This window comes from Pectobacterium peruviense, assembly GCF_003312355.2.
Lineage (GTDB): Bacteria > Pseudomonadota > Gammaproteobacteria > Enterobacterales > Enterobacteriaceae > Pectobacterium > Pectobacterium peruviense.
Genome location: NZ_CP161826.1, coordinates 2,885,136 through 2,908,243 on the forward strand (window position 1 = coordinate 2,885,136; position 23,108 = coordinate 2,908,243).

Below are 23,108 nucleotides of genomic sequence, written 5' to 3' on the forward strand. Positions count from 1 at the left end.
CGCCCTTTAATAACACATAATATGCTTTAAGATAAAACTAGAGAATAATAACTATTTTCACCTAAGCAGTAATGATGTTTATCAAGATGTGAGGTTGTGTTGCTGGACAATATAAAATATTTTCTTACATCATCATTTTCACATTATTGATATCGGATAAATCCTGACCACAAATAACCACAATATCGTTATGCTATAGCTATCCATTTGATAGGTGATTCTTTGCAATATTAATTTTTACCACTGCTATAATTAGTCACGTTGAACAGTCAAGTTATGAAATTAAAAAGAGGATAACTATTATGTCTACCGCCAAACTCGTGAAATCAGCACCGTCCGAACTGCTTTACACTCGCAATGATTTGGACGATAGCGTTAAGACCTCGACGATCGCGCTGTTAAACCAACTGGTTGTTGATTTTATCGACCTGTCGTTGATTACCAAGCAGGCACATTGGAACATGCGCGGTGCAAACTTTATCGCCGTTCATGAAATGCTGGATGGCTTCCGCACCTCGATTATTGACCACCAGGACACCATCGCCGAGCGCGTCGTGCAGATAGGTGGTATCGCACTGGGTACCGTGCAAATTGTGGGTAAACAAACTTCGCTGAAAAGTTACCCAACCACGATCCATAGCGTTCAGGATCACCTGAAAGCGCTGGCAGAACGTTATGCGATTGTCGCGAACAATGTACGCAAGGCCATTGGTAAAACGGAAGATGAAGCCTCTGCGGACATTCTGACCGCAGCATCACGCGATCTGGATCAGTTCCTGTGGTTCATTGAATCCAACATCGAATAATCGATACTATCTTCCCGCGTGAGTTCCAACGAACGCATTTAAGGCTGCTTAGGCGGCCTTTTTATTTATCGAGAAACACACTCAAGCCGCCCTCTTTTTTCGTGCTATCCGCACAAACCACGCATTTTATCCGTTAAGACGCTCAAAAAATTAGCTTTTGCCTCCATTAATTGGCCATAACGCTAATCAACGGTTGTTTCCCTCGTATAAATCAGTTAATCATAACAGCGCCTTGCCTGGGCGAATCGGAGATGAAAATTTCACCGCCTGCAGGGTAATAAAATAAAAACAACAGGTTAAGCACAACGCATGATAATTGACCTAATGTTCTAATGGGTGTCACTTTCGTACTATGCTTAAAACGCCTGTAAAACAAAAAGCTCCCACAACTGCTAAATAGGAAGGATTTGATGAAATCACTACTTAAGGCCTCTTTGGCTGCATTGACGCTGATGATGAGCGTATCCAGCTATGCCGCTGAGAAAGAATTGATTGTCGCAACAGACACCGCTTTCGTCCCTTTTGAATTCAAGCAAGGCGACAAGTACGTCGGTTTTGACATCGACCTCTGGGATGCTATCGCTAAACAGCTCAATCTGAAGTACACCCTGAAGCCAATGGACTTCGGCGGTATTATTCCGGCCCTGCAGACACGTAACATCGATCTGGCGCTCGCAGGCATTACCATTACTGACGAGCGTAAAAAAGCAATCGATTTCTCTGACGGTTATTACGACAGCGGCCTGCTGGTGATGGTTAAAGCCGACAACAATGATATCAAAGGCGAGCAGGATTTAGCCGGTAAAGTGGTTGCGGTGAAGAGCGGCACGGGTTCCGTTGATTACGCGAAAGCCAATATCAAAACCAAAGATCTGCGCCAGTTCCCGAACATCGACAACGCCTATATGGAACTGGGCACCAGCCGTGCTGACGCCGTGCTGCACGACACACCAAATATTCTCTACTTCATCAAAACCGCAGGCAACGGCCAGTTTAAGGCGGTAGGTGATTCCATTAAAGCCCAGCAATACGGCATCGCGTTCCCGAAAGGCAGCAACGAGCTGCGTGAAAAAGTGAATGGCGCCCTAAAAACACTGCGTGAAAACGGTACATATGCTGAGATCTACAAGAAGTGGTTTGGCGTAGAACCTAAGTAATTGCCGATTTAATCTGGAGATATTCCATGCAGTTTGACTGGAGTGCCATTTGGCCTTCTCTGCCCCTCCTGATGGAAGGGGCAAAAATGACGTTGTTGATTTCTGTTCTGGGTCTGCTTGGCGGCCTGGTGATTGGCGTAGTCGCGGGTTTTGCCCGCGCCTACGGCGGCTGGTTTTCCAGCCGCATTTCGCTCGTTTTTATTGAAATTATTCGCGGTACCCCCATTGTTGTGCAGGTGATGTTTATTTACTTCGCCTTGCCGATGATTTTCACATCCGTGCGGATTGACCCTTTTGCCGCCGCTGTGGTTACCATCATGATTAACTCTGGTGCTTATATCGCGGAAATTACCCGTGGTTCGGTATTATCAATTCATAACGGCTTTCGTGAAGCGGGTCTGGCGCTTGGACTATCTCGTAGCGCGACGTTACGTCACGTGATTGCTCCACTCGCCCTGCGTCGCATGCTGCCGCCGCTGGGTAATCAGTGGATTATCAGCATCAAAGATACCTCACTGTTTATTGTCATCGGCGTGGCTGAACTCACGCGTTCGGGTCAGGAAATCATCGCGGGCAACTTCCGTGCGCTGGAAATCTGGACTGCGGTTGCCATTATTTACCTGTGCATCACGCTGGTTCTCAGCTTTATTCTGCGTCGTCTGGAAAGAAGACTTAAGATTATATGATTGAATTTAAAAACGTATCCAAACACTTTGGCAAGACACAGGTCTTACACGATATCGATCTCACTATCAATCAAGGTGAAGTTGTCGTTATCATCGGGCCTTCAGGCTCGGGTAAATCCACGCTGCTGCGCTGCATCAATAAGCTGGAAGAGATTACCAGCGGTGAATTGATTGTTGACGGCCTCAAAGTGAACGACCCTCGCGTTGATGAGCGTTTGATCCGTCAGGAAGCAGGGATGGTATTCCAGCAGTTTTATCTGTTCCCGCATCTTACCGCGTTGGAAAACGTCGCGTTCGGCCCGATCCGAGTGCGCGGTGCGAGTAAAGCGGAGGCTGAAAAACTGGCGCTGGAATTGTTGGCGAAAGTAGGTCTGTCAGAACGCGCGCATCACTACCCTTCCGAGCTTTCCGGTGGACAACAGCAGCGTGTGGCAATCGCCCGTGCGCTGGCAGTCAAACCGAAGCTGATGCTGTTTGATGAGCCGACGTCTGCACTTGACCCAGAGTTGCGTCATGAAGTGCTGACCGTAATGAAAGATCTGGCCGAGGAAGGCATGACGATGGTGATCGTCACCCACGAAGTAGGCTTTGCGCGTAAGGTGGCTTCACGCCTGATCTTTATTGATAAAGGCCGCATCGCAGAAGATGGCGACCCGGAAACGCTGACTACAAATCCACCCAGCGATCGCCTGCGTGAATTCCTGCAACACGTATCCTGATCAACAAGGGGGCTTTCGCCCCCTTGTTCTTTTCAGCCTTATACCGGTGAGCGCGGATATTCCCGTTCAATAAACGCGGCAAAATCCTGACACATTTTCTCATCACCCTGCGCATTATCCGCCAGCACACGGCTACCATCGACGACCTGGATACGAGCAGACAGATCGAAATCTGCTTCAGGCTGAGGACGACGAGCGGCCTGTGCCATCGTGCCTTCCGCCTGTTTCCAGGCTTCATCCACCGTCAGGTTACAAGCCTGTGCCAGATAGGCGGGATTGAATCCTTCACCTGTCAGACTACGCAGTGTATCGTCATGGCTCACGCTATTACCCGGTAACCAATAGTGCTGCGCCAGATCGGGACCAATAGCCGGGTTGTCTGTCAAATAGCCATCGCGTTGCAGGAAGTAGCTCCGCGTCTGCTCCACCGCCATCAGCGCCAGCAGATAGCCTTGATAAGAACACGCCGACTCCATAGACAGCAGATGTGGAATCGCTAACGTTGGACGTGGGCTACCGCTGGTGCCCAAAATACGCTGCTCGGTGTCGCGGGCCAGTTTTGTCATCGCTTCTGGCGTACGCGCCTCGTCATCCCACGAATAGAGCTGCCACTCAAAATACGGCACCAGCAGGATGTGTCGATCGTTGAAGGCTCGCATCGGCTGCTGAGTACTGATATCCGCGCGGATCAATTCGTCAGGAATCGTCTCTCCTTGCGCATTCTTTGCATAGCGTTTTAGCCAATCAGCATCGCCCAACAAACTGTCGCAGAACATGGATTGTGTTTCGGCATAGGCCATCGACGTTGGCGGAAACTCCTGTGAAAAACAGGGAGCATTCTGCTTAATATTGGCAAAGTGCGCGGCGTGTCCACCTTCATGGAACAGCGTATTAATACCGCTGGCACCGCTGCCAATTTGATCCGGTTTTGCCAGACTGGTGAAGTTAATCCGCGCAGGAACCCATTTTCCTTCCTGCACAAACGGCGGCACCGGACCGTGCATAAAACCATTCTCGTATTTACCTTTGCGCACCAGCAAATCGAGCTGCATTTCTGCGCCATTAAACCCGATACGCAAACGCTTGAAGCTGTTGATCCAATGTTCAAGCGACGCAGAGAATGGGAAATAAGGATCGAGCTGGCGCGTCACATCACCCGAGCTAGAATAGCGAATATTCCACGGTTGCAGCGCATCTTCCCCCTTTTCATTCGCCAGATTTTTCAGGCTACGAGCTGTCGCTTCACGGGTCTGCTCTTCGAAGGGATCGAGGATGGCAAAAAGCTGCTCCGGCGTCATCCGCTCCGTCTTGTTGACCTTATAGTCAAAATAGTTGCGGTAGCCCATCTGGCGGGCAAAGCGGTTACGCAGTGAAATCAGCTCAGGAAAACCGTTCTGCAACAACCACTGCTCCAGAGAACGTAGCGCCTGCTGAGAACTCTGACGATAGGCTTCGGTATCATTGGTCGCCTGATTGGTCAGCAGTTCTCCGAGCGAGGCAGAAACGCGTTCGCCCTTAGCATCCAGATGCGTCATCTCATAAGATTTACGCTTAGCGTATAGCGCGCTTTCTGCCGCAATAATCTCGTCCATCAACGCCTGAGCCTGCGGATCTTCAATCACGTTACAGTCGAAAAACCGGTACCAGCCCTGCAAGCCATGTAACAATGCCTGCTGCTCATCACGCGGGCTGTTCTCCAGTGTTGCAATGTGGGCACGCAGTTCGGCCAAACGCTGCGGTTGCGAAATGAAACGCTTATACGCACTCTCTGCGGCGGAGAAACGCTCAGACACCTCATCGTTACCCGTTCCCATGTACAGTTGCCAAAACAGTTCTTCTTTCGTCTGATGGACCGCGAGATAGTCACGATTCAATGCATTAAAATAGTCCGCTACCTGTTGCATGCTATTCCTTCTCTCTTCAAATGACAGCCGTCTGGCTGTGTGAAGTGGCGCGATAATCCGCGTCCGAATCCGCCCCGGCAAACCGATCAGCCAAGGCGCTTCTTAATCGTTGCGACAGCCTGTTCCATTGTCGCTGCTTCACCAGCAGCAACCAGACAGCACGCCAGTTGCAGACGAATCGCCTGCGGTATAGCAATTTCACCGGTCAGGCACTGCACCGTCCAACGCGCCGTGGTTGCGGCATCCTTGGCAATAGGCAGCGCATCGGGTGCAACGCTGATATCCTGACGAAGTTGCAGCACGTTAGTCTGTTGCTGATGAATGAAATGGATTTCCGGGCAGCGCTGCGGGTTGGCATAAACCTCCCCTTCAGTGCCGTGCATCAGAAGCGCGCGCCCATTGATATCATTAAAAAATGTCCCCACACGGGAAACGTATTCAGGGTGGGACACGCTAGCGACGCGCAGCGCCTCGCTTTCACCAAATGGCGTCGCCACCTTGGCCAGCGTATGACTACTGTTACGTACCCCCATACGCCAGCGTAACTGTAGCTGACGATCGATGACTGGGCACAGCACAGAGACGGGAATAAATACCGGACTGCCGTTATCAATCTCGCGCTGAGCCTGTTCGGCACTCTCTGCAATCGTCACGCCGAGATTACGCAAAATTTCAGCACTGGTAACACGGGTCGGATCGTCGCTTACGCCATGCACGACTACCGGAAAACCCAGTTTTGCCAACAGCAGTGCCAACAGTGGCGTCAGGTTAGCCTGCTTGCGCGCGCCGTTGTAGCTCGGAACCACGATCGGCATAGGGAAGCCTGCAGGTGGATTCAGGCGCAGCACATGCTCGTCCATCGCCTGATAAAAGCCCAACATCTCAGCCTCGGATTCGCCTTTGATGCGAAACGCAATCAATAACCCGCCGAGCTCCAGATCTGGCACGTCACCGCGCAGCATCGCGCTATACAGTTGATAAGCCGTTGCCTGATCGATATCGCGCGCATGATTTTTCCCGCGCCCCACTTCTTTGATAATTTTGGTGTAATCCATGCTGGCCTCTCATTTTCGGCGACCTAGTAAAGAACTTATCAATGAAAATAACATGTTTGCTGAGGTTCTGGTCACTCTGGCGCAGAGGAAATTGCTATTAGGCCGCTTTTAATTGATGACAGAAACGCTGTCATTTCTCCGCGCGGGGAAGTACTTGTAGATGGTTTTTCTGATACGCCGACGACATTTGCCACCTGAAGACGGGTAGCACCTGTCGCTAACATCGCTTCGGCTCGGAAAAGTACATCCTGTGTCATCAGCCGTTTGCGCCCACCGATGCGCCCCTGCAACCGAGCGGCATCAAGACCAGCCCGCGTACGTTCGACAATCAATTCACGCTCACAAATACGAAACGCCAGTAGAATAGCATTACTGTAGTCATAACCAGACTTTAAATAAAAACAAATGAGATTTAAAGGCAGCACTGAAATTAGAGTTACATCTAAATAAACTAATATTAAAAATAACTCATTTAATTATTCTATCGTTAACTCATAAACAAAATATTTCGTTGGTACAATTGATAGCAGTGTAGCAACAACATCATGGGCTCATTATTTTAAAAAAATATACGGTAGTTCTTTCGCCAAAAGGAAACCAAGTGGTGACGAGTAATCCTAACAACTGTAGCTAAGAGCCAGTACAGAACCCCGATCGATGACTAGGTTTTATAGAAACTCAAAAAATTAATTGATATTTTTAATTATGGTAATTCACAGCCAGTTTACGCTTCCACATGGTAGCTATTAAATATTTATTCATAATTAACGAATGATATACTTTCTCACCCTGAAAATGAGACGTTTTTTACATAGGAAGAGATCCAAAATTTCATCCTGAAGATTTAATCACAGCCTCAGAGAAAGAAATGATAGATATTTTTTGAAAAACCAATAGCCAATAGCCAATAGCCAATAGCCAATAGCCAATAGCCAATATGGTTATATCAAAAGTGCAGCCAGAAAAGGCCGCACTTCTAGTTGTGCCCAGAAAACCCCCAGCTAGGCTGGGGGTTCAGTAAAGCTTTCAGCTTTGGGCCAGTTATAAAAACCCCTTTTGATTTGTTAAAACAGTTTGCGGTCTGGCAACTGCAAACGTTCAACAAGAAATCAAAAGGGGGGTCCCAATGAGGGACGAAAAGAGCTTAGCGCACACGCGATGGAACTGTAAATATCACATAGTTTTTGCGCCGAAGTACCGAAGGCAGGTGTTCTACGGGGAAAAACGCAAAGCGATTGGAAGTATTTTAAGAAAGCTGTGCGAATGGAAAAACGTGAATATTCTGGAAGCGGAATGCTGTGTGGATCACATCCATATGCTTCTGGAAATCCCGCCGAAGATGAGTGTCTCGGGATTTATGGGGTACCTGAAGGGAAAGAGTAGCCTGATGCTTTATGAGCAGTTTGGCGATTTGAAGTTCAAATACCGTAACAGGGAGTTTTGGTGCCGAGGGTATTACGTTGATACGGTAGGTAAAAACACGGTCAGGATACAAGAATACATAAAGCACCAACTGGCAGAGGATAAAATGGGTGAGCAACTCTCGATCCCGTATCCCGGCAGCCCGTTTACGGGCGGTAAGTAATCCATAGATGCAAATGTCAGATCGCGATGCGCCTGTTAGGGCGCGGCAGGTAAGAGAGCCTTATAGGCGCATATGAAAAACCTCCGGCTATGCCGGTAATGCCGATCAGTTAAGGATCGGTTGAACGATCCAGTCATTGTGTAAAAATCCGGAAATGTCTTTCGTTTCCGGATTTTTTTATGCGTATTGCTCAGGCTCTTGATCTTGTCTCCTGCTACGACTCCACCCGTAATCCCCTGACGTCTTTGGGTGACTTTCTTGACCCGGAGCTCATCTCCCGTTGTCTTCAAGAGTCCGGGACTGTCACTCTGCGTAAACGCCGTCTCCCGCTGGAAATGATGGTCTGGTGCATTGTGGGTATGGCGCTGGAGCGCAAAGAGCCGCTTCATCAGATAGTTAACCGCCTTGATATTATGCTGCCGGGTGACCGCCCCTTCGTGGCAACCAGCGCAGTTATCCAGGCCCGGCAGAGACTGGGGAGCGAGGCTGTTCGCCGTGTGTTCACACAAACCGCGCAGTTGTGGCACGGTGCCACCACTCACCCTCACTGGTGCGGTCTGACCCTGCTGGCTGTGGATGGGGTTGTCTGGCGAACACCCGATACGCCGGAGAATGATGCGGCTTTCCCGCGTCAGACCTATGCCGGTCAACCCGGACTCTACCCTCAGGTAAAGATGGTCTGTCAGATGGAGCTGACCAGCCATCTGTTAACGGCAGCCGCCTTCGGCACAATGAAAGAAAGCGAGTGTACGCTGGCTGAACAACTGATAAGCCAGACCGGTGATAACACATTGACATTACTTGATAAAGGTTATTACTCATTGGGCCTGCTGAATGCCTGGAATCAGGCAGGGAGGCATCGACACTGGATGATACCGCTGAAAAAGGGGGCGCAGTACGAGGAGGTAAGAAAGCTGGGTAAAGGGGATTATCTGGTAAAGCTGAAAACCAGCCCTCAGGCACGAAAGAAGTGGTCGGGTCTGGAAAGGGAAATAACGGCGCGGCTGCTGACGTTTACCCGGAAAGAAAAGACGTATTATCTGCTGACGTCAATGACAGACGCCATGCGCTATCCGGGTAGAGAAATGGTCGAGCTTTACGGCCATCGGTGGGAAATAGAGTTGGGATACCGTGAAATAAAGCAGACGATGTTACTGAGCAGACTGACACTGAGGAGCAAAAAACCGGCGCTTGTGGAGCAGGAACTCTGGGGCGTGCTGCTGGCCTACAATCTGGTGAGGTATCAGATGATAAAGATGGCAAGTCAGTTGAAAGGATATTGGGCAAATCAACTGAGCTTCTCAGAGTCATGCGGGTTGGTCATGAGAATGTTGATGAGTTTACAGGGAGCTTCACCTGGCCGGATCCCGGAGCTGATGCGCGATCTGGAGAGTCTGGGTCAACTGGTAAAATTACCGATGCGGCGGGAAAGGGCCTTCCCCCGAGTGGTAAAAGAAAGGCCGCAAAAATACGGAAAAGCTTGTAAAAACAACCAGTCAGTTGCTTAACTGACTGGCATTACCGGCTATGCCGGAGGATATTTTTTTAGTTCATTTTGCTAATGGCGTATCAGGCCAAATATTTTCTGGTGAAGAAATATCAACCCGACTGAGCTGTAAGCGATATGTTTTCCACGCTTTCAGCTCATTTTTTTCTTCTTCAGTTGCTAGGTTTAGCTCAACGGCGTCACTGAGTACCTGAATGCGCTCACTTGCTTGAGATAACTTGGTATTAAGTTCCAGTTTTTTATTTGTGATTAATGCTTGCCGCTGAGCTTCCAGATCGGTTACCCACTTTCCATCTTCCCATTTATCAAATTCGGAGGTTGGTACCAATAAAGTTTGATTGCCTTGTAACCCTCCAATATCCGTAATCTTCTGAGGGTGACGGTTTTCCGTATTATAAACAGTTTGCCCACGGTAGTCAGATACGTGCTCCCACTGTTTCCCATCCACACTACGCCTTAGAGCCAAATCTGCCAGAGGAAGTTCAGGAGCATCAATGTAACTACCTGCTGGAACACCTACGCCAATAGGCAAATACTCATAATTAGCGCCAATATATTCTCGGCTTACTGGGTGAATCTGATAAATAGTAACCCACCCAGCTTGAATGCTAAAACCCGATTCATTCATTTTTGCTAGGTTAACTTCAATAGAATAATTTTTCATTATGCTGCTCTCACGATATAGTTAAATGCGATATTACGAGGACGATTCTCTGATGCGGTCGGTACAATACGTGATGCGTCAAACTTCATACGGGACGGGCAGGAACTACCTGCTGCGTCAGGTATAGCGCCGACAGTAAACTCTTTGGATAATTCAAATGCGCCGTTTGATAGCAGATTCTCGCCGAGAAATTGGTAATTCACTGCTGTTGTCCAAATTTCACCCACGATATTTCTGATAGCATCACCTTGGATACTTAGCAAAGTTCGTCCGGTATCAACACCTCTGTTATCATCCCAGCCACGAATAAATTCACCACGAAGGTCTGGTAATACGCCTGCCGAATAAATTTGTGCTAGTTTAGGGTAAATATTTTTATCAAATGTCTGCCCATTACATTTTAACCAACCAGATGGCGCTGTAGTTTGTGGCCAGGGCATTGGCATACCAACGATCTCATTAAGTGATAACGCCCCAATTTCAGCAGCAGTGGGTTTATCCTGATCGCTATAAATACGCGCCCACTGTTTTTCAAAACCACTATTGTCACGAGAGCTTCGATATTTCAGCCCACTATTAGCAAAGTCAAAATAAAACTGAGCTGCTGATGCAGAGCCGGTATTTAAACCCATATGCCAAATTAGGGATGAATGTGTACCATTATCTTTTAAATACGCACCAGTAGGGCTATCCCATGCAAGGTCACTGTCCTGATAGATAACACCTGATGACCCCTGTCGCACATAATAATTATCAGCATCCGTTTTTGTTATAGCACCCACATCAGCAGCTGTCGGTACGCGTGATGAACTGAGTGCAATAACCCAAGGCGCATTAATACCATCATCCCACTTCTGCCTCCAAGCGCAATCTCCGCTATGATTGATATATTCTTGCCCTACGAAATTACCGTGCTGAAAGACATGAAGCACACCATATCCGTATAATTTCTGCCCTTTATAAACAGGCATGTCAGAAACTGTATTAGGATCATTTATTGCTACAACATAGTCACCCGCTTTATCACAGTTGGCGAAGGTCATACCATCACCTAACGTGCCACGTAGTGTCACGTTGTTGTAAAATGCGGTTTTATCAGAAATATCCGCGCCGTTCTTGGCTTTTGCCAATGCCCCAGCAGCGAGGTCTACAGTTTCAGTTAAACCGAGGTTTGCGGGAGTCAATGCAATATTAGTAGTACCATCAAACGGTACGCCGTTAATGGTACGAGGCGTCGCCAATTTTGCTGCCTCTAAAGCCGTCGCTTTCTCAGGCAGCGCACCAACATCAGCCGCTGTAGGTTTATTCTTCGTATTGTAATCACGTCGCCAACCCGGAGAATAATCACCACCGTTATAGACATAAGTAAATTGTGCATTAGCTGAATCGCTAAGCCCACTTGGCGCTGTGGAAGGCGTTGTCACCCTGATTGTTGTGGCATCATGCTGTCCCACAACCTCAACAACAGAGCCAGCCAGTGGTATCTGACCACACTCTGTATCAGAGATGATTTTATTGTGGGCATACGACCACGAACCACGACAAACCCAATAGGCATGGACAAAAGCCCCCTGACTTTCTAACCAGCCAATAAACTCTGCCGTTGTCCATAAACCGGCACTTCCTCCAATTGGGATCGAAGAGCTGTAAGCACGCGATGAACCGAGATTGCGGTTGAACAGCTCTCTATCCGGAATATCCGCCCCATTTTGGTCTTTAGCCAATTTCGTCGCGCCAACCGATTTCACAAATGCCGTCGTCGCAACCTGCTGGCTATTACTGTCAATTGTGGGCGTTGGCGCTTTCGGCGTGCCGGTAAAAGTTGGATCCGCCTTCGGTGCATATTGCGTATGCGGATCGGCGGCGGCGGCATGTGTCGCCAGATCGCTACCTGTTTTTTCCTGCTCTTTTTTCAAATAGCGTGTACGACTAGCCAGTTCTTTAGCCTGTCGGTTTGAAACACCATCCGGTCCACCTACGACCGGATCTGACGTTTCGATTTGGTAAATGCCGTCAACCCATTGTGGGTTCTCTGACAAATTCGCCATGTTCAAGCGCTCCCATGATTGTAGTTACTGTCGTATATCGCCGTCCGGTTGTAGCGGATAGGCACTTCCCAATATTCGATGCTGGCCAGATGACACCGTACTGGGGCAAACATCCCAATGGCATTGCGTAGCATTCTGGCCTGATCGTTGGTAATCGGTTGTTTTAGCAGCACGCGATAAACAGCCCACGCTGCTTTATCGCCGTGTACATAAAGGTTGTTATAGGTGGTTTCGCCGTCATAGTTCAGGCGGCCAATGTTCTCGATCAGCGAGCTTTCGCCGAAGCCGAAGCGGCGAATGATCTCTTTAATGCTCCAGGGTGTACCTTTGTTGCGATGCAGATCGATAGCGGCCTTGATCAGCGCACGTTTAGAATCATCCGACTCAGCCAGTTCCCAACCATCACCAAACAATGAGAACTGTTCCGCCAGACAAGGCAGCGCACTGCTATCGACAATATCGACCAGATAAACCAGTAACGCATTCAGATCGACGTCATCGAAGCGGTCAGCCAATTCCGCCAACGAACGAAAGCTGGGATCAGCAGCCAGCGGCGGTTGCAACAGTTGCAATGAATCAGCCATTCGATACCCCGACGATGCTGACATTGATACCTGTACAGTTCGCCCATTCACTGTCATCAAGCACCATCAATGACGGCGAAGCGAGCTCCACCTGATACACACCGGGGATGGATAACGTGGCGATAATCTGGCTTGGGACAATGTCACGCCCCAACGTTGCTGTACGAGTTTCAACCCAAGCCTGTACCGCCTTCTCTGCCGCAGCCTGAACAACACCAACCTGTTCGCCGTTAAACAGCGTCAATTTGGCATTGATGGCATAGTCCACCTGTGTGGGTGCTTTGGCGGAGACAAAATCCGTCAGCGGGCGCACCTGCTCGTCGGAGCAAAAACTTTCCACTAGCGAGAGCAGACTGCTGTCTGGTAGACCTGTGCTAAGTAACGGATAAAGCACCACCTCGCCCGGTTCGGGCGACATCACCGCGACATCGACAATATTTTGGTGTGCCCGCATCGCATGGAAGCGATACGCCAATTTCGATCCCGCCGTACTAAAAGATTCAGGCGCCAACTGAACACGTTCACGTAGGCGATCGTCATCCTCTTCGGCGGAACCGCCGCTGCTTTTGGTAATATTGATGACGCTTAAATCGCTGTCGCCAATCTCATCCAGTAGCGTACTGATCTGGGCTGGCAGCCAATCATTACCAACATCGCCACGTTCGGAACAGGTCGCCAGCACAGTGACACCGTTGCCGCTCGCTTTCAGAAGCGCATCGCTGTCGGTAGTGAAAATCACGCTGTCCGACGCACTCACGCGAGTACCTGCCGGAATCAACAGATCGCTGACTAGCGGTGTTTCGGGTGTAAAGCGAAGCTCTGCTCGCGCTGGCTGTGCCGCCAAACGGTAAACGCCAACTAGCTCTGCCAGATAATCCAGCATCGGTGCGCGAGCAAAAGCGACCAGGTTCTGCTTGGCGGCTTCCTGAACCGCACTACGCACTAAGGTTTCCCGGTAGGCAAAGAGGTTAATCAACAGGCGCTCGGCCTGCGCTGGATAGAGCGTTTTCCCTGAGTCAGCTTCATATTTCGCGATCATTTCAGCGGTAATTTTCGCCGCATCGCGTTCAATAAAATTGGGTTCTGTCAGCGCCATAACAACTCCGTGGTCTGTGTCGCGCCGTTAGCGGTTTTCCAGCTAACGAGCAGTGTCAGGTGAGCACCATTCACAGAAGGTTTAACCGCCAGTAGCTGGCAGCGAGGTTCCCATCGTTTAATAGCCTCTACCGATTCTCTGACGACATGCGGGATCGCACGATCGATCGGATAATCGAGATACAGATGTAGATTGCTACCAAAGTCAGGCCGATGTGGGTCACTGCCGCAGGGTGTCCGCAGGATGATGTGAATCGCCTGCATGATATCTGCCATTCCTTCGACGATGTCGCCAGAACGTTGCAGCGCCGGTTGCCAAAAAACAGATTGAGTTTTCATAGGGGGCTATTGTCGCCCCCGGTGAGAGGAAGGAATAGTAAAGCTGTTTAGAGAACGCGTTAGTGCGAGTGGTGATTGGAATTACCACCGGTGTCCATGACACTACCGCTGGCGCTAACATTGCCGGACACGCTGACATCACCACTGAAACTGGCACCACCGGAACCGGACATCCCGTTCTCGTAGGTCAGTTGCCCTTGCACCAGTAGCTTGCCAGTCACCGTCGTTTCTGGCGCATTAATAGTGACCCGCTGGGCGTTGACCACCACATCACTACCGCTGCTAATCGCAATATGCTGGACGCCGCCGTTGATCGTTAACGTATGCGTTCGGCGATCGTATTCAATATGCGCGCCGTCAGCGAACGTCACCGCCCTTTTGTCCTTATCCGCCAGCGTTGGCACATCGGTGGCGGAGTAAATTGCCCCCAGTACCAACCCATCCTCGCCGTTACCATCCAACAGAACTTCAACTTGTTCACCAATATCTGGTAACCAGTAATCCTTATTATTCTGCGTATTACGCTGTAAAACTGGCAGCCAGGCCGTGCGCAGATTGTCACACTCTGGTAGACGGACTCGGACCATAACGCGAGCCTCATCCACCGCACTGATCGTGCCAATACGACGAGATAAACTCATGGCAACACCTCCTTTTTACTCTTGACCGTCCGTGTTGTCTGGCTGCCATCCGGGTGGTAAGTCACCAGCGTTTTTCCGCTATCCGACTTTCTCTTGCCCGCCGTAATCGGCCCGCGAATCAACCCAATCGCCGTGGTGTAGCCACTGCCACGTTCCAGAATATGGCGAGCCGATTCGATCAACCAATGGCCAGAAAGTTGGCCGAACGACACCAGCTCCACTTTATTTCCCGCCGCCAACTGCGGGCTGCCCATCAGCGTCATCGACCCCTTTTGTTGCTTTTCGTTGTGCGCATCCAATGCGGCATCCGTTTTCATCCTCGCTCCAGAGGCATCCGCCGCGCGAACGTTAACTTTCAACGTATCCGCACTGGTCTCAGCACCAGCAGACTTCATCTCGTTTTTCACGCTCCCGCCAGCTTCATAAACCACCAGCTTCTTTTCACTCCCTTTCTGATATTTCGTCTTGGCATTTTTATAGACGTGGCTGATCGTGTCGCTCAGTGAAAAACGCGCGACGTCCGTTGGCTTAATTTGTCGAACAGACGCCTGATTGCGTAGCGTTGCCAGATGGGAAAAAATCAGTTGGTCGCTGACCACTTTCACGACATAGCCATATTCACTGGCGAGCCGCTTTAGAAAAGCGACATCAGTTTCCGCATATTGCGTAACGCGATCGATCTTGATGATCTGAATCATCCCCACGAGCATCAACTGATGTTTTTTCGCGATGCGCGTCGCAATGGCGGCTAACGTCGTATCTTCAAAACCGCGGTTTGATTTGGTTCTCAATGCACGATTGACCGACGTCGCGACGCCGCGAATCACCACTTCGCTAGGCGGTGAACTCACCTCAATTTCATCAATCGAGAAAGTGCCGCAGTCAAACAGTATTTCACCGAGATAGCCTAGCTTGAGCGATAACGTATCGCCCGTACCGGGATACCACTTATCCATCCAGCGGCCATCGGTATCATCGAGCCTGACCTCAATCGAATCCGATTCATTCTTGATGCTGTCGGTATACGTCACGCTGGTGACATACGGCGCGATATCATTGGTGATGTCTTTTTGCTGATACCACAGTGTGAACGCCGGTTGCAGGACTTCCGACACCGCAGGAGAGAGCAGGGTTAGTTCTTCCGTTAACGCAGCCATGGTGGGGTATCCTCCGCTTTACTGGCCTCTGCCTGTTCAATAATCGGAATCAGTACCACCAAGCCCGATGGCAACAGCGGCACGATGGGGACATGCGGGTTAGCCGCAATAATCCGCGGATAGCCAAGCGGATCGCCGTAATACAGATAGGACAAGGTATCCCAGCGTTCGCCCTGTGTAGTGATATGTTCAAGGTGCATATGCTTCAACCCTCTTCACGATTTCCGCCGTCAGTTTGCTCAGCGCAGGTTCAGCGCCTTTAAATGTGTCGCTCGCGGCATCCACATGCTTACTGATGGCTTCCAGCTTCTCGATAACGTTTTTGCTGTCGACGCCCTGCAACAAGGTGGCAACTTGCTTGACCTGCTTCAGCATTTCATTCGCCGCTTTATTAACCGCTGTAATTTCAGGCATCATCTTCTCTGCCTGAACCGCCGCATCAGAAATAGCCTCTGCCGCTTTTTTAAACGCCGGTTCCACCTCACTTAACGGCGTCAATACATTCCCGACTTGCGTTAGCAGCCCAGGAATTTGCAACAGCGCGGTTTCGGGATTGTTCTTCATCCGTTTTACAATCTGAACGGTGGTTTTCACCGCCTTAACGGCTGATTGAGCCTTCTTGGCATACGTGACAGCCGTGCGTAGTGAAGCTGCAAAATTGCTCACTTTATCGACCGCTTTGGTGATGGCGCTAACATTAGGAACAGGCGTCTCTATCGCAGGCGGCTTGAGCGGATTTTTCGGATCGCCAATGTATTCTCGCAGCGTTAGCGAGGCATTCATGGCCAATACGTTGCCCTTCGCGTCGGTATGTTGGCTGGTCGAAGTCAGTGCCGTAATCACAAACCAGCCGCGATAATCTCCATTGCCGAAGACTAACGCCATCGCCTGATGCGCCCGCATCGCCTCAGTCAACCGCTTCAACTCCACATCCGGCGTGCAGTACTGCTTGTGAAACACCAGACTAATAGTAATTTCGTCCAGCTTCGCGCCGATAAACTGCAGACCGGGTTTACCTTCAATGCGGCTATGTTCTGCATAATCCGCACCGAATGTCGCATTAAAACCGTCCCAGTAGGCAGTCACCTTAAATTCAATATTTCCTAATACTGCAAACATCAGGCATACCCCCTGCGCTCGCGCTGGACGAGCAGCTTGTTCAACATATTTTCCAATTCATTCATGCTAAGCGTCAGCGTCTTCGTCATTTCAGGCGTTGGCGCTGCCTTCTGGCCGTTGAGATAAATGGTGGGTGAGAAAGCAACCTGAACACGCTCGAAAGGGGCTGCGGTGACTGACTTGTCCTTCGCTCCACCGACAGGTGATGTCATTGCGACACGCTGTTGCGGCGTTGGCATTGTGTCCTCAGTCTTAGGTAATTCAACATGTTGTGTTGACTGTAGTGACAATGCAGATAGAGGGGTTGGGGTCAAAACGGCCGCCGCCTGATTACTATTAGCGATTAATTCTTCGCTGGGGCCAGACCTAAAGAAATCTTTGACACCATCAGGAATAGCGTTACTGACGGTTTCCATCGGAGAATTGAAAAAATTGCTGATTTTTGATACGCATTGGTTCCAAATTTCGGCAATCTGGTCGGAATATTTGTAAATCAAAGCACCTATTCCAACTATTGCGGCAACGACCCCAACAACCGCGGCAACTATCCAACCCACTGGGGTCGCCAGCATCATCATTACTGCCCCGATTGCCATCATCGCAACACGACGCAACACGACGCTAAATATGCGTCCTAAGAATGTCCCCGCGCTACTACCCAGCCCGCTCAGCGCCGCTCGAACGCCCTGCCATAAACCCTTCGAATTTAGCCCTGCTTTAAGCCACTGCCAACCCTTTAGAATGCCCTGCCATAATCCAGTCGTTTTTAGCCCTGCTTTAAGCCACTGCCAACCCTGTAGAATGCCTTTCCAAACGCTCTGCAAGGAGGGTAACAGTATGTCCATTCCCAACTTCGCACCGCTCAACGCCATTCTGAACGCGAAGAAACCGGCCACGGCCATCACGATCCCGCGAACCAGTTCAGGGTTCGCTGCCGTCCAGGTCACGAGTTGATCTAGAATAGGGATCAGCGCATCGCTCAGAGAAACTAATACCGGTGTCAGCGCTTCACCTACATTGAGTGCAATATTCATCACTGACGTTGTCATTTGATTCCAGCGCCCGGTCAATGTGTCATTCTGCCGAGCGAAGTCGAGATCCAGCGTTTGCGTTGCTGCCGGGCTATTCATCCGCTGTTGGTTCGCTTGATAGCGCTGCCAGTTCTGCTTCATCGACAGCGCATGATTGACAGCTTCTGGCGTACGGAACACCTCCTGCAACCCGTAGCGCTGCATTAAACTTTGCTGCGCCTCCACGTTGCCCGATTTACTAGCCATATCCCACTGTTTCTGGAATTGGCTGCCTTTACTGTCGATAAATCGGTTACTAATCTGGACCGCAGCGTCGTACTGTGAATACCCACCTTTCATGTAGCTTTTTAGTGACGCGTTATAATCTACGCCCGCGTTATAGTAACTATCGGCAATGTCGGTTCGTCCCACGGCATTCATGAAACTACCCAACCGGGCAGCCGTGTTCGCCTCCGTATCCGCACCTTTTGTCGCGCTCAGGCTGGAAACCAACTGGCTCAACGCCTGATTACCCGTCGCCCCCATTGCCGTAAACCCTGGAGCCAGCGCAGTCGCGTATTGCGTCATCGACGCCATGGAGAAACCTTGTTTCGAGCCTGCCAACATACGGGAGAATGATTCCTCCAGCGTCTTCGCCCCTTTAAGGTTAAACACGTCATCCAACGTGGCCGAAAGTGCAGTAAGATCGGACATCGCAGCGCCAGAGGCCGTTGACGTTTTACCCAACACTACCGCAACATCCGTTGCCTGATCCGGTGACATGCCGTAAGCAAGCAGTTGTCCGGCACTACCGAGCAATGCATCCGGCGTTTGGTTCACGCGTTGAGAAGATTGACGTAGCTTCTGCCCCATCAACTTTTCTTGCTCGCTCGATATCCCACGAGCAACGCTGATGTCACGCAACTGCGCCTCAAATGACGCATAGTGTGTGACCGACGCCACAATCGGCTTCATGACAGAACCAAACTGCGCACGCTTAGTCTCAAAATCACCGGCGAGTTCATCTCGACTCTTACGGGGCGTTTCCTTGCTCGGCTGGTTACGCGTCAGCCGTTCCTGATTGGTTTCCAATTCACGTAGCGACTGGCTCAGCCGGGACGTCGCCTGTGCAATGCGAGATATCGCTTGCGAACTGACAGCGCCAAAGCGCTCTAGCGACTGATTAAACAGACGCTGCCGCTCCTGCGCCTGTTTGAGGCTATCGCTCAGTAATTGCAGCGATTTTTTTGTGTCATCCAGCGTGGCACCAAACGCTCTGCCCAGCATGACACCGTTTAAAAGCATATCCACGGTTCACTCTCATTCAGAAAAACCCCTTGTGGGGCGGATCGGAGACGGCGGCTTGCGCCGCTCCAGTTTGGTTTCCCCATCAAAAAACGGGGATAAGACGAGGAAGAGGACGGAAGATAAGTGAGAGAAGAAGACAGGTAGTGAGGGAGCAAAACGGCCAGCGTCCTATCGCTGGCCGGGTTAGGGTGGATGGTGGCCTAGTTAATCCTGTCAGTAATCACTCTTCCTCACCGTTCTCACGTTTTATCTGTTCGCTGGCTTCATCCAGCCAGCGTTCAAAGTCGTCCAGTTCCAGCGCATCAATTTCACTCGGCTGAAAGCGAAACCACCTCGCCAGCAGGGCTTGCGCTTTCCACAACAACGCTGGCTGCGTTATCCAACCCAAGTAGTTGCTGAAATCGTTTTTGCAGCGCCATGTAGTCCTGCGCGTCCATCTCATCGATGTCTTCTGGCACAAGGCCAGTCATGCGCGACAGCAGTGCGTCGTCCCAGTTGCTTGGGTCATCGCTGATTTTTTTCACCGCTTTGATGTCTTTGACTTTCAGACGCTTGAGCGAAATGGACTCCACGCGTTGACCGGCAGAGGTGGTGTAAGGGAATTGCAGAGAATAGGTTTCAGTGTGCATAACAGCTCCTTAGTAAATGTCGGGAGCAGTATCGCGTGCAGCGAGGAATAACGATTTTAAAGTGAATTAGAAACGAAACTGGCGGACATAAAAAAGGGGCCGAAGCCCCTTGTTCACTGAGTAAGAACTAACGCAGATCTTCTTCTGCAAAAAAGCGAACAGCGCAGTTGCTTAGGGGGTAAGACGTGTCGGTCAGAAAGAATCCAGCCGCTTTCTGTTCATCGCTTAAAAATGATCCATCCGTCTGATCTACTTGACCAGAAATCAAACGTGCCACAGAGGAACCATCTGAACCAGCCCGACCAGCATACGGAAGAGAAAATCCGGCTTCCTCTGCGGCATCCAAAATATAAACATCTTCGCGACACTGAAAATGAATATCATGTTCAAGGTCGATAATATCAAAGATTTTTGCGGACATAGCAACCTCACTTATTGATAGAAACGCCCGCCCCACTGGCGGGCTTGAAAGATAAATTAACCGCCGATATTGGCGCGATAGCTGTTCAGTTGATCCACGCCGCCCACCATGAAGATGTTGGACATATAATCCAGCTCCAGCAGGTCTTCACCGTTCATCACCTGCTTGATGTAGGTGCAGTTGAACGCGCTGCTAAAATCCGGGTTTTCGTGCTGCTTGAACGTTCCCAGCGGATTCTTTTTGAACATGATGGTCATGTGCGTCACCAGCGGCACTTCTTCGATACGGCCCTGAGAACCGTAACGTTCCACGCTGGAGCGGCACTGCAGCGCCAGCGACTGGTACGGGTTCGCCGCCGCCAGCATCGCTTCGCGGTAGAAGGAGTTCCATTTGATCTCGCCTTCCAGCTTGTCGAAGCCCGCGGGCAGTTCGATCTTGCCGACCATGCCCAGAGCCTTGTGCTCCTGCATGATCATCGAGACGTCCGGCAGTTTGATTTCCTGCGCACGCCCGAGCAGGTTGGTACCGTTGATGTAGATGTTGGCGTTGGTAATACGGTTTACTTCAATTTTCCCGGCCATCAGTTAGTGCCCTCCAGCGTTACCAGGTATTCCGAGGTGATCTCCGTCTCAAAGGTCAGACGCTCAAGCGGCGGCGGCGGAGTGAATTTGTAGTTAAGCAACAGGTGCCCTGCCGCCAGCTCGGTTTGCTCGTTACGTGCAGCATCGAACCAGCATTTGAAGCCCAGCAGTGCGCCGTCACCGATCAGCTTGCGACCGTAGGCGTTGACGGACTCCACCAGCGCATCGATCAGCGCCTGATTGATCGGCATGTCGATATACTGCTGGCTGAAATAGCGGATGGATTCGTTGATCACATCGCCAGTACGGCGCACGTTTTCGAAGTTCTTCATGTGTGTCACGGTTGGCCAGGCAGCGGTGCGATTGCCCCACAGGCGCAGGCCAGAACCGTAGCTGTTGAAGATGGTGCTGATGCCCTGCTCGTTCAGCAGGTTCACTTCACTCTGCGGATCGTCAATCATCGCGGACAGTTGGCGCTCTACGCCGGTGATCCCTTTGATTTCCTGATTGGACGACGACCACCAGAAACCTTTCTCCAGATCGACTTTGGCGCGCAGGCCAGCGGCACGCGCCGACAGCGGCTCCAGGCGTTCACTGTTAGTTTCCGCGTCGTACACTTTTACGTGCGGGTAGCACAGACGAGCGCGTTCAGAGCTGGTGTTGAAATTGATCGTACCTTCTGGGCCACGGCCGCTCAGTGCCTGGGAAAAAGTGGTACCGATTGGCGCATCGATGTAGGCAATCGCGCCCAATTTGTCCGCCAGCGAAATCAGCTCGGTCGTTACGCTGTTTTGCGTACAGAACACCGGAGAAATCAAAATTTTGGCGAAGAAGCCATACAGGTTGTAGGTATCGTTCAGCAGCTTCATACCGGTACGTTTGCCTGCGGCGTTAATGCTGCCAATGATGTCAGCGGCAGTCACCTTCGTGACATCAGCAAAGTCATAAGATGCATTGACCACAGCGGCAACATCGATATTTTTGCCCAGATTTTTCAGAACGCCGGTTTGCGCATCCAGCGTATAGTCCTGACCTTCCACAAACGGCTCACCGCCTTCTGCCGCCGTCAGAACCAGTTTGGCAACCACACGGTGCGCCAGTTGCGCCGAACTGGTCGCTTTGTCAAACATGACTTTTTCTGCGCTCACCGACGATTTGTGTTTCGCCGGGTCCAGCACGTTGATCACCAGAACCGTACCCGCACCATGATCGTAAATCGCATCCAGCGCCTGCGGAATGGTATAACCGCCGAACTGGCTACCAAACTGCGCCGCGTCTTTTTCGGACAGGCACAAAGTGACGTCATTTACCGCACCCTGAGGTGCCGTACCAATTAACCCAATTACCGCAGATTTGACGGTCTTAACCGGACGAGCACCGGTTTCAACTTCAATCGTTTCTACACCGTGTAAATAATTAGCGGCCAAGGGTCACCTCCGTTGCGCTATCAGCCAGATTCTGACCTGCGACAGGCAGCAAATAGCCCAGCGCGATCAGCGTTTTCACGTACTCATGATCTGCTGGCAGTTCAGTCACCTGAGCGGGCCAAAGCAGAATTTCCTGACCATCTGCCAGCGTGACGCCGCTGGCGGGGCCGGTGTAGCGATACTTCATGCGTCTTTCTCCTCATAATTAACCGTGGTAAGCAGCGGACCATCCGTCTGCTCGCGGTCTTCGATAAAAAGGGTTTCGGTGGTGCAATCGATGGCGTAATGCCAGCGTCCTTCGGTGTAACCCACGTAGCGGTCGCGGACTAACCGGATACCGCGGTGGCAGTCAGGCAGTCGATATCCTCCCAGTACCTGACGGACGGTATCGAGCGTGGCCAGCACGCCGTCTTCGCCATCCAGTTCCGGCAGCAACACGGCAACCATCAACTGAGGTCGCTGCGTCTGAACCGGAGAATTCACATCTTCCGGTGCGGAAAACTCAGAACCGCGATACCCCACCAGCACATCGCCAGGTGGCAGAAGATCGGGCTCGCTCAGAATGTTTTCTGGGCAAGACGCGATCCGCAGTGCCGGTAAGTGCTGCTGGAGGCGTGCTATCACCGCATCGATAATTGGTCTGGTATTCATATCCGTTCACCTGCT

At 50.7% G+C, this 23,108-nt stretch carries 25 protein-coding genes and 1 pseudogene; 6 read left to right on the forward strand and 20 right to left on the reverse strand.

Annotated elements, in window-relative coordinates:
* Positions 1-302 precede the first annotated feature (302 nt).
* From dps to glnQ, 4 genes are all read left to right on the forward strand, one after another.
* The gene (gene dps, locus DUT67_RS13045) at positions 303-806 is read left to right on the forward strand and encodes a DNA starvation/stationary phase protection protein Dps (protein WP_005972672.1); all 504 of its coding nucleotides are present in this window, start codon (positions 303-305) and stop codon (positions 804-806) included.
* Positions 807-1,216: 410 nt separating this feature from the next.
* Complete coding sequence (gene glnH / locus DUT67_RS13050; RefSeq protein WP_048260766.1) at positions 1,217-1,963, forward strand: glutamine ABC transporter substrate-binding protein GlnH; 747 nt, start codon at positions 1,217-1,219, stop codon at positions 1,961-1,963.
* Between the two features lie 26 nt (positions 1,964-1,989).
* Positions 1,990-2,649, forward strand: coding sequence for a glutamine ABC transporter permease GlnP (glnP, locus tag DUT67_RS13055; protein ID WP_005972676.1), 660 nt, complete (start codon positions 1,990-1,992; stop codon positions 2,647-2,649).
* Positions 2,646-3,368, forward strand: a complete 723-nt coding sequence (gene glnQ, locus DUT67_RS13060; RefSeq protein WP_048260768.1) for a glutamine ABC transporter ATP-binding protein GlnQ — start codon at positions 2,646-2,648, stop codon at positions 3,366-3,368. The genes glnP and glnQ overlap by 4 nt, the downstream gene beginning before the upstream one ends.
* Before the next feature lie 38 nt (positions 3,369-3,406).
* On the opposite strand, the gene DUT67_RS13065 is transcribed toward glnQ, so the two are convergent.
* The 3 genes and pseudogenes from DUT67_RS13065 to DUT67_RS13075 all read right to left on the reverse strand — a co-directional run.
* Positions 3,407-5,272: a M3 family metallopeptidase gene (locus DUT67_RS13065; RefSeq protein WP_048260771.1), complete on the reverse strand. Its 1,866-nt coding sequence runs from the start codon at positions 5,270-5,272 to the stop codon at positions 3,407-3,409.
* A gap of 86 nt (positions 5,273-5,358) precedes the next feature.
* A complete protein-coding gene (gene ybiB / locus DUT67_RS13070) occupies positions 5,359-6,327 on the reverse strand; it encodes a DNA-binding protein YbiB (RefSeq protein ID WP_048260773.1) in 969 nt (322 codons plus the stop codon).
* A gap of 108 nt (positions 6,328-6,435) precedes the next feature.
* A pseudogene (locus DUT67_RS13075) lies at positions 6,436-6,668 on the reverse strand (helix-turn-helix domain-containing protein); the annotation flags it as partial.
* Between the two features lie 785 nt (positions 6,669-7,453).
* Here DUT67_RS13075 and tnpA point away from each other — a divergent pair.
* A complete protein-coding gene (tnpA, locus tag DUT67_RS13080; protein WP_113625727.1) occupies positions 7,454-7,912 on the forward strand; it encodes an IS200/IS605 family transposase in 459 nt (152 codons plus the stop codon).
* A 179-nt stretch (positions 7,913-8,091) separates the two neighbouring features.
* Positions 8,092-9,420 carry an IS4 family transposase gene (locus tag DUT67_RS13085; protein WP_113628163.1) on the forward strand — a complete coding sequence of 443 codons (1,329 nt, stop codon included), beginning with the start codon at positions 8,092-8,094 and terminating at the stop codon, positions 9,418-9,420.
* A 42-nt stretch (positions 9,421-9,462) separates the two neighbouring features.
* On the opposite strand, the gene DUT67_RS13090 is transcribed toward DUT67_RS13085, so the two are convergent.
* The 17 genes from DUT67_RS13090 to DUT67_RS13170 all read right to left on the reverse strand — a co-directional run bounded on the left by DUT67_RS13090 (position 9,463) and on the right by DUT67_RS13170 (position 23,093).
* On the reverse strand, positions 9,463-10,083 hold the full coding sequence (locus DUT67_RS13090) for a tail fiber assembly protein (RefSeq protein ID WP_113625726.1): 621 nt from the start codon (positions 10,081-10,083) through the stop codon (positions 9,463-9,465).
* Positions 10,083-12,131 (reverse strand): phage tail protein, encoded by a 2,049-nt coding sequence (locus tag DUT67_RS13095; RefSeq protein WP_113625725.1) that lies wholly within the window; start codon positions 12,129-12,131, stop codon positions 10,083-10,085. Before DUT67_RS13095 ends, DUT67_RS13090 begins: the two co-directional genes overlap by 1 nt.
* 2 nt (positions 12,132-12,133) lie before the next feature.
* A complete protein-coding gene (locus tag DUT67_RS13100; RefSeq protein WP_113625724.1) occupies positions 12,134-12,715 on the reverse strand; it encodes a phage tail protein I in 582 nt (193 codons plus the stop codon).
* Positions 12,708-13,811 (reverse strand): baseplate J/gp47 family protein, encoded by a 1,104-nt coding sequence (locus tag DUT67_RS13105; protein WP_113625723.1) that lies wholly within the window; start codon positions 13,809-13,811, stop codon positions 12,708-12,710. The genes DUT67_RS13100 and DUT67_RS13105 overlap by 8 nt, the downstream gene beginning before the upstream one ends.
* Positions 13,802-14,149: a GPW/gp25 family protein gene (locus DUT67_RS13110; protein WP_113625722.1), complete on the reverse strand. Its 348-nt coding sequence runs from the start codon at positions 14,147-14,149 to the stop codon at positions 13,802-13,804. The genes DUT67_RS13105 and DUT67_RS13110 overlap by 10 nt, the downstream gene beginning before the upstream one ends.
* Positions 14,150-14,208: 59 nt before the next feature.
* Entirely contained in the window at positions 14,209-14,790 is a 582-nt protein-coding gene (locus DUT67_RS13115; protein WP_113625721.1) for a phage baseplate assembly protein V, read from the reverse strand.
* Entirely contained in the window at positions 14,787-15,947 is a 1,161-nt protein-coding gene (locus DUT67_RS13120; RefSeq protein ID WP_113625720.1) for a phage late control D family protein, read from the reverse strand. The genes DUT67_RS13115 and DUT67_RS13120 overlap by 4 nt, the downstream gene beginning before the upstream one ends.
* Positions 15,935-16,147, reverse strand: coding sequence for a tail protein X (locus DUT67_RS13125; RefSeq protein WP_015839836.1), 213 nt, complete (start codon positions 16,145-16,147; stop codon positions 15,935-15,937). Before DUT67_RS13125 ends, DUT67_RS13120 begins: the two co-directional genes overlap by 13 nt.
* Positions 16,137-17,066: a phage tail protein gene (locus DUT67_RS13130; protein WP_048260788.1), complete on the reverse strand. Its 930-nt coding sequence runs from the start codon at positions 17,064-17,066 to the stop codon at positions 16,137-16,139. The genes DUT67_RS13125 and DUT67_RS13130 overlap by 11 nt, the downstream gene beginning before the upstream one ends.
* On the reverse strand, positions 17,066-19,381 hold the full coding sequence (locus DUT67_RS13135) for a phage tail tape measure protein (protein ID WP_048261144.1): 2,316 nt from the start codon (positions 19,379-19,381) through the stop codon (positions 17,066-17,068). Before DUT67_RS13135 ends, DUT67_RS13130 begins: the two co-directional genes overlap by 1 nt.
* A gap of 223 nt (positions 19,382-19,604) precedes the next feature.
* The gene (locus tag DUT67_RS13140) at positions 19,605-19,748 is read right to left on the reverse strand and encodes a GpE family phage tail protein (RefSeq protein ID WP_113625719.1); all 144 of its coding nucleotides are present in this window, start codon (positions 19,746-19,748) and stop codon (positions 19,605-19,607) included.
* Positions 19,693-20,013, reverse strand: coding sequence for a phage tail assembly protein (locus DUT67_RS13145; RefSeq protein WP_048260791.1), 321 nt, complete (start codon positions 20,011-20,013; stop codon positions 19,693-19,695). The genes DUT67_RS13140 and DUT67_RS13145 overlap by 56 nt, the downstream gene beginning before the upstream one ends.
* A gap of 127 nt (positions 20,014-20,140) precedes the next feature.
* Positions 20,141-20,434 (reverse strand): 2Fe-2S iron-sulfur cluster-binding protein, encoded by a 294-nt coding sequence (locus tag DUT67_RS13150; RefSeq protein ID WP_048260793.1) that lies wholly within the window; start codon positions 20,432-20,434, stop codon positions 20,141-20,143.
* A 56-nt stretch (positions 20,435-20,490) separates the two neighbouring features.
* Positions 20,491-21,015, reverse strand: coding sequence for a phage major tail tube protein (locus DUT67_RS13155; RefSeq protein WP_048260796.1), 525 nt, complete (start codon positions 21,013-21,015; stop codon positions 20,491-20,493).
* On the reverse strand, positions 21,015-22,442 hold the full coding sequence (locus DUT67_RS13160; RefSeq protein ID WP_048260798.1) for a phage tail sheath subtilisin-like domain-containing protein: 1,428 nt from the start codon (positions 22,440-22,442) through the stop codon (positions 21,015-21,017). The genes DUT67_RS13155 and DUT67_RS13160 overlap by 1 nt, the downstream gene beginning before the upstream one ends.
* Positions 22,432-22,629: a hypothetical protein gene (locus DUT67_RS13165; protein WP_048260799.1), complete on the reverse strand. Its 198-nt coding sequence runs from the start codon at positions 22,627-22,629 to the stop codon at positions 22,432-22,434. The genes DUT67_RS13160 and DUT67_RS13165 overlap by 11 nt, the downstream gene beginning before the upstream one ends.
* Entirely contained in the window at positions 22,626-23,093 is a 468-nt protein-coding gene (locus tag DUT67_RS13170) for a Gp37 family protein (RefSeq protein WP_048260802.1), read from the reverse strand. The genes DUT67_RS13165 and DUT67_RS13170 overlap by 4 nt, the downstream gene beginning before the upstream one ends.
* Between the last annotated feature and the right edge of the window lie 15 nt (positions 23,094-23,108).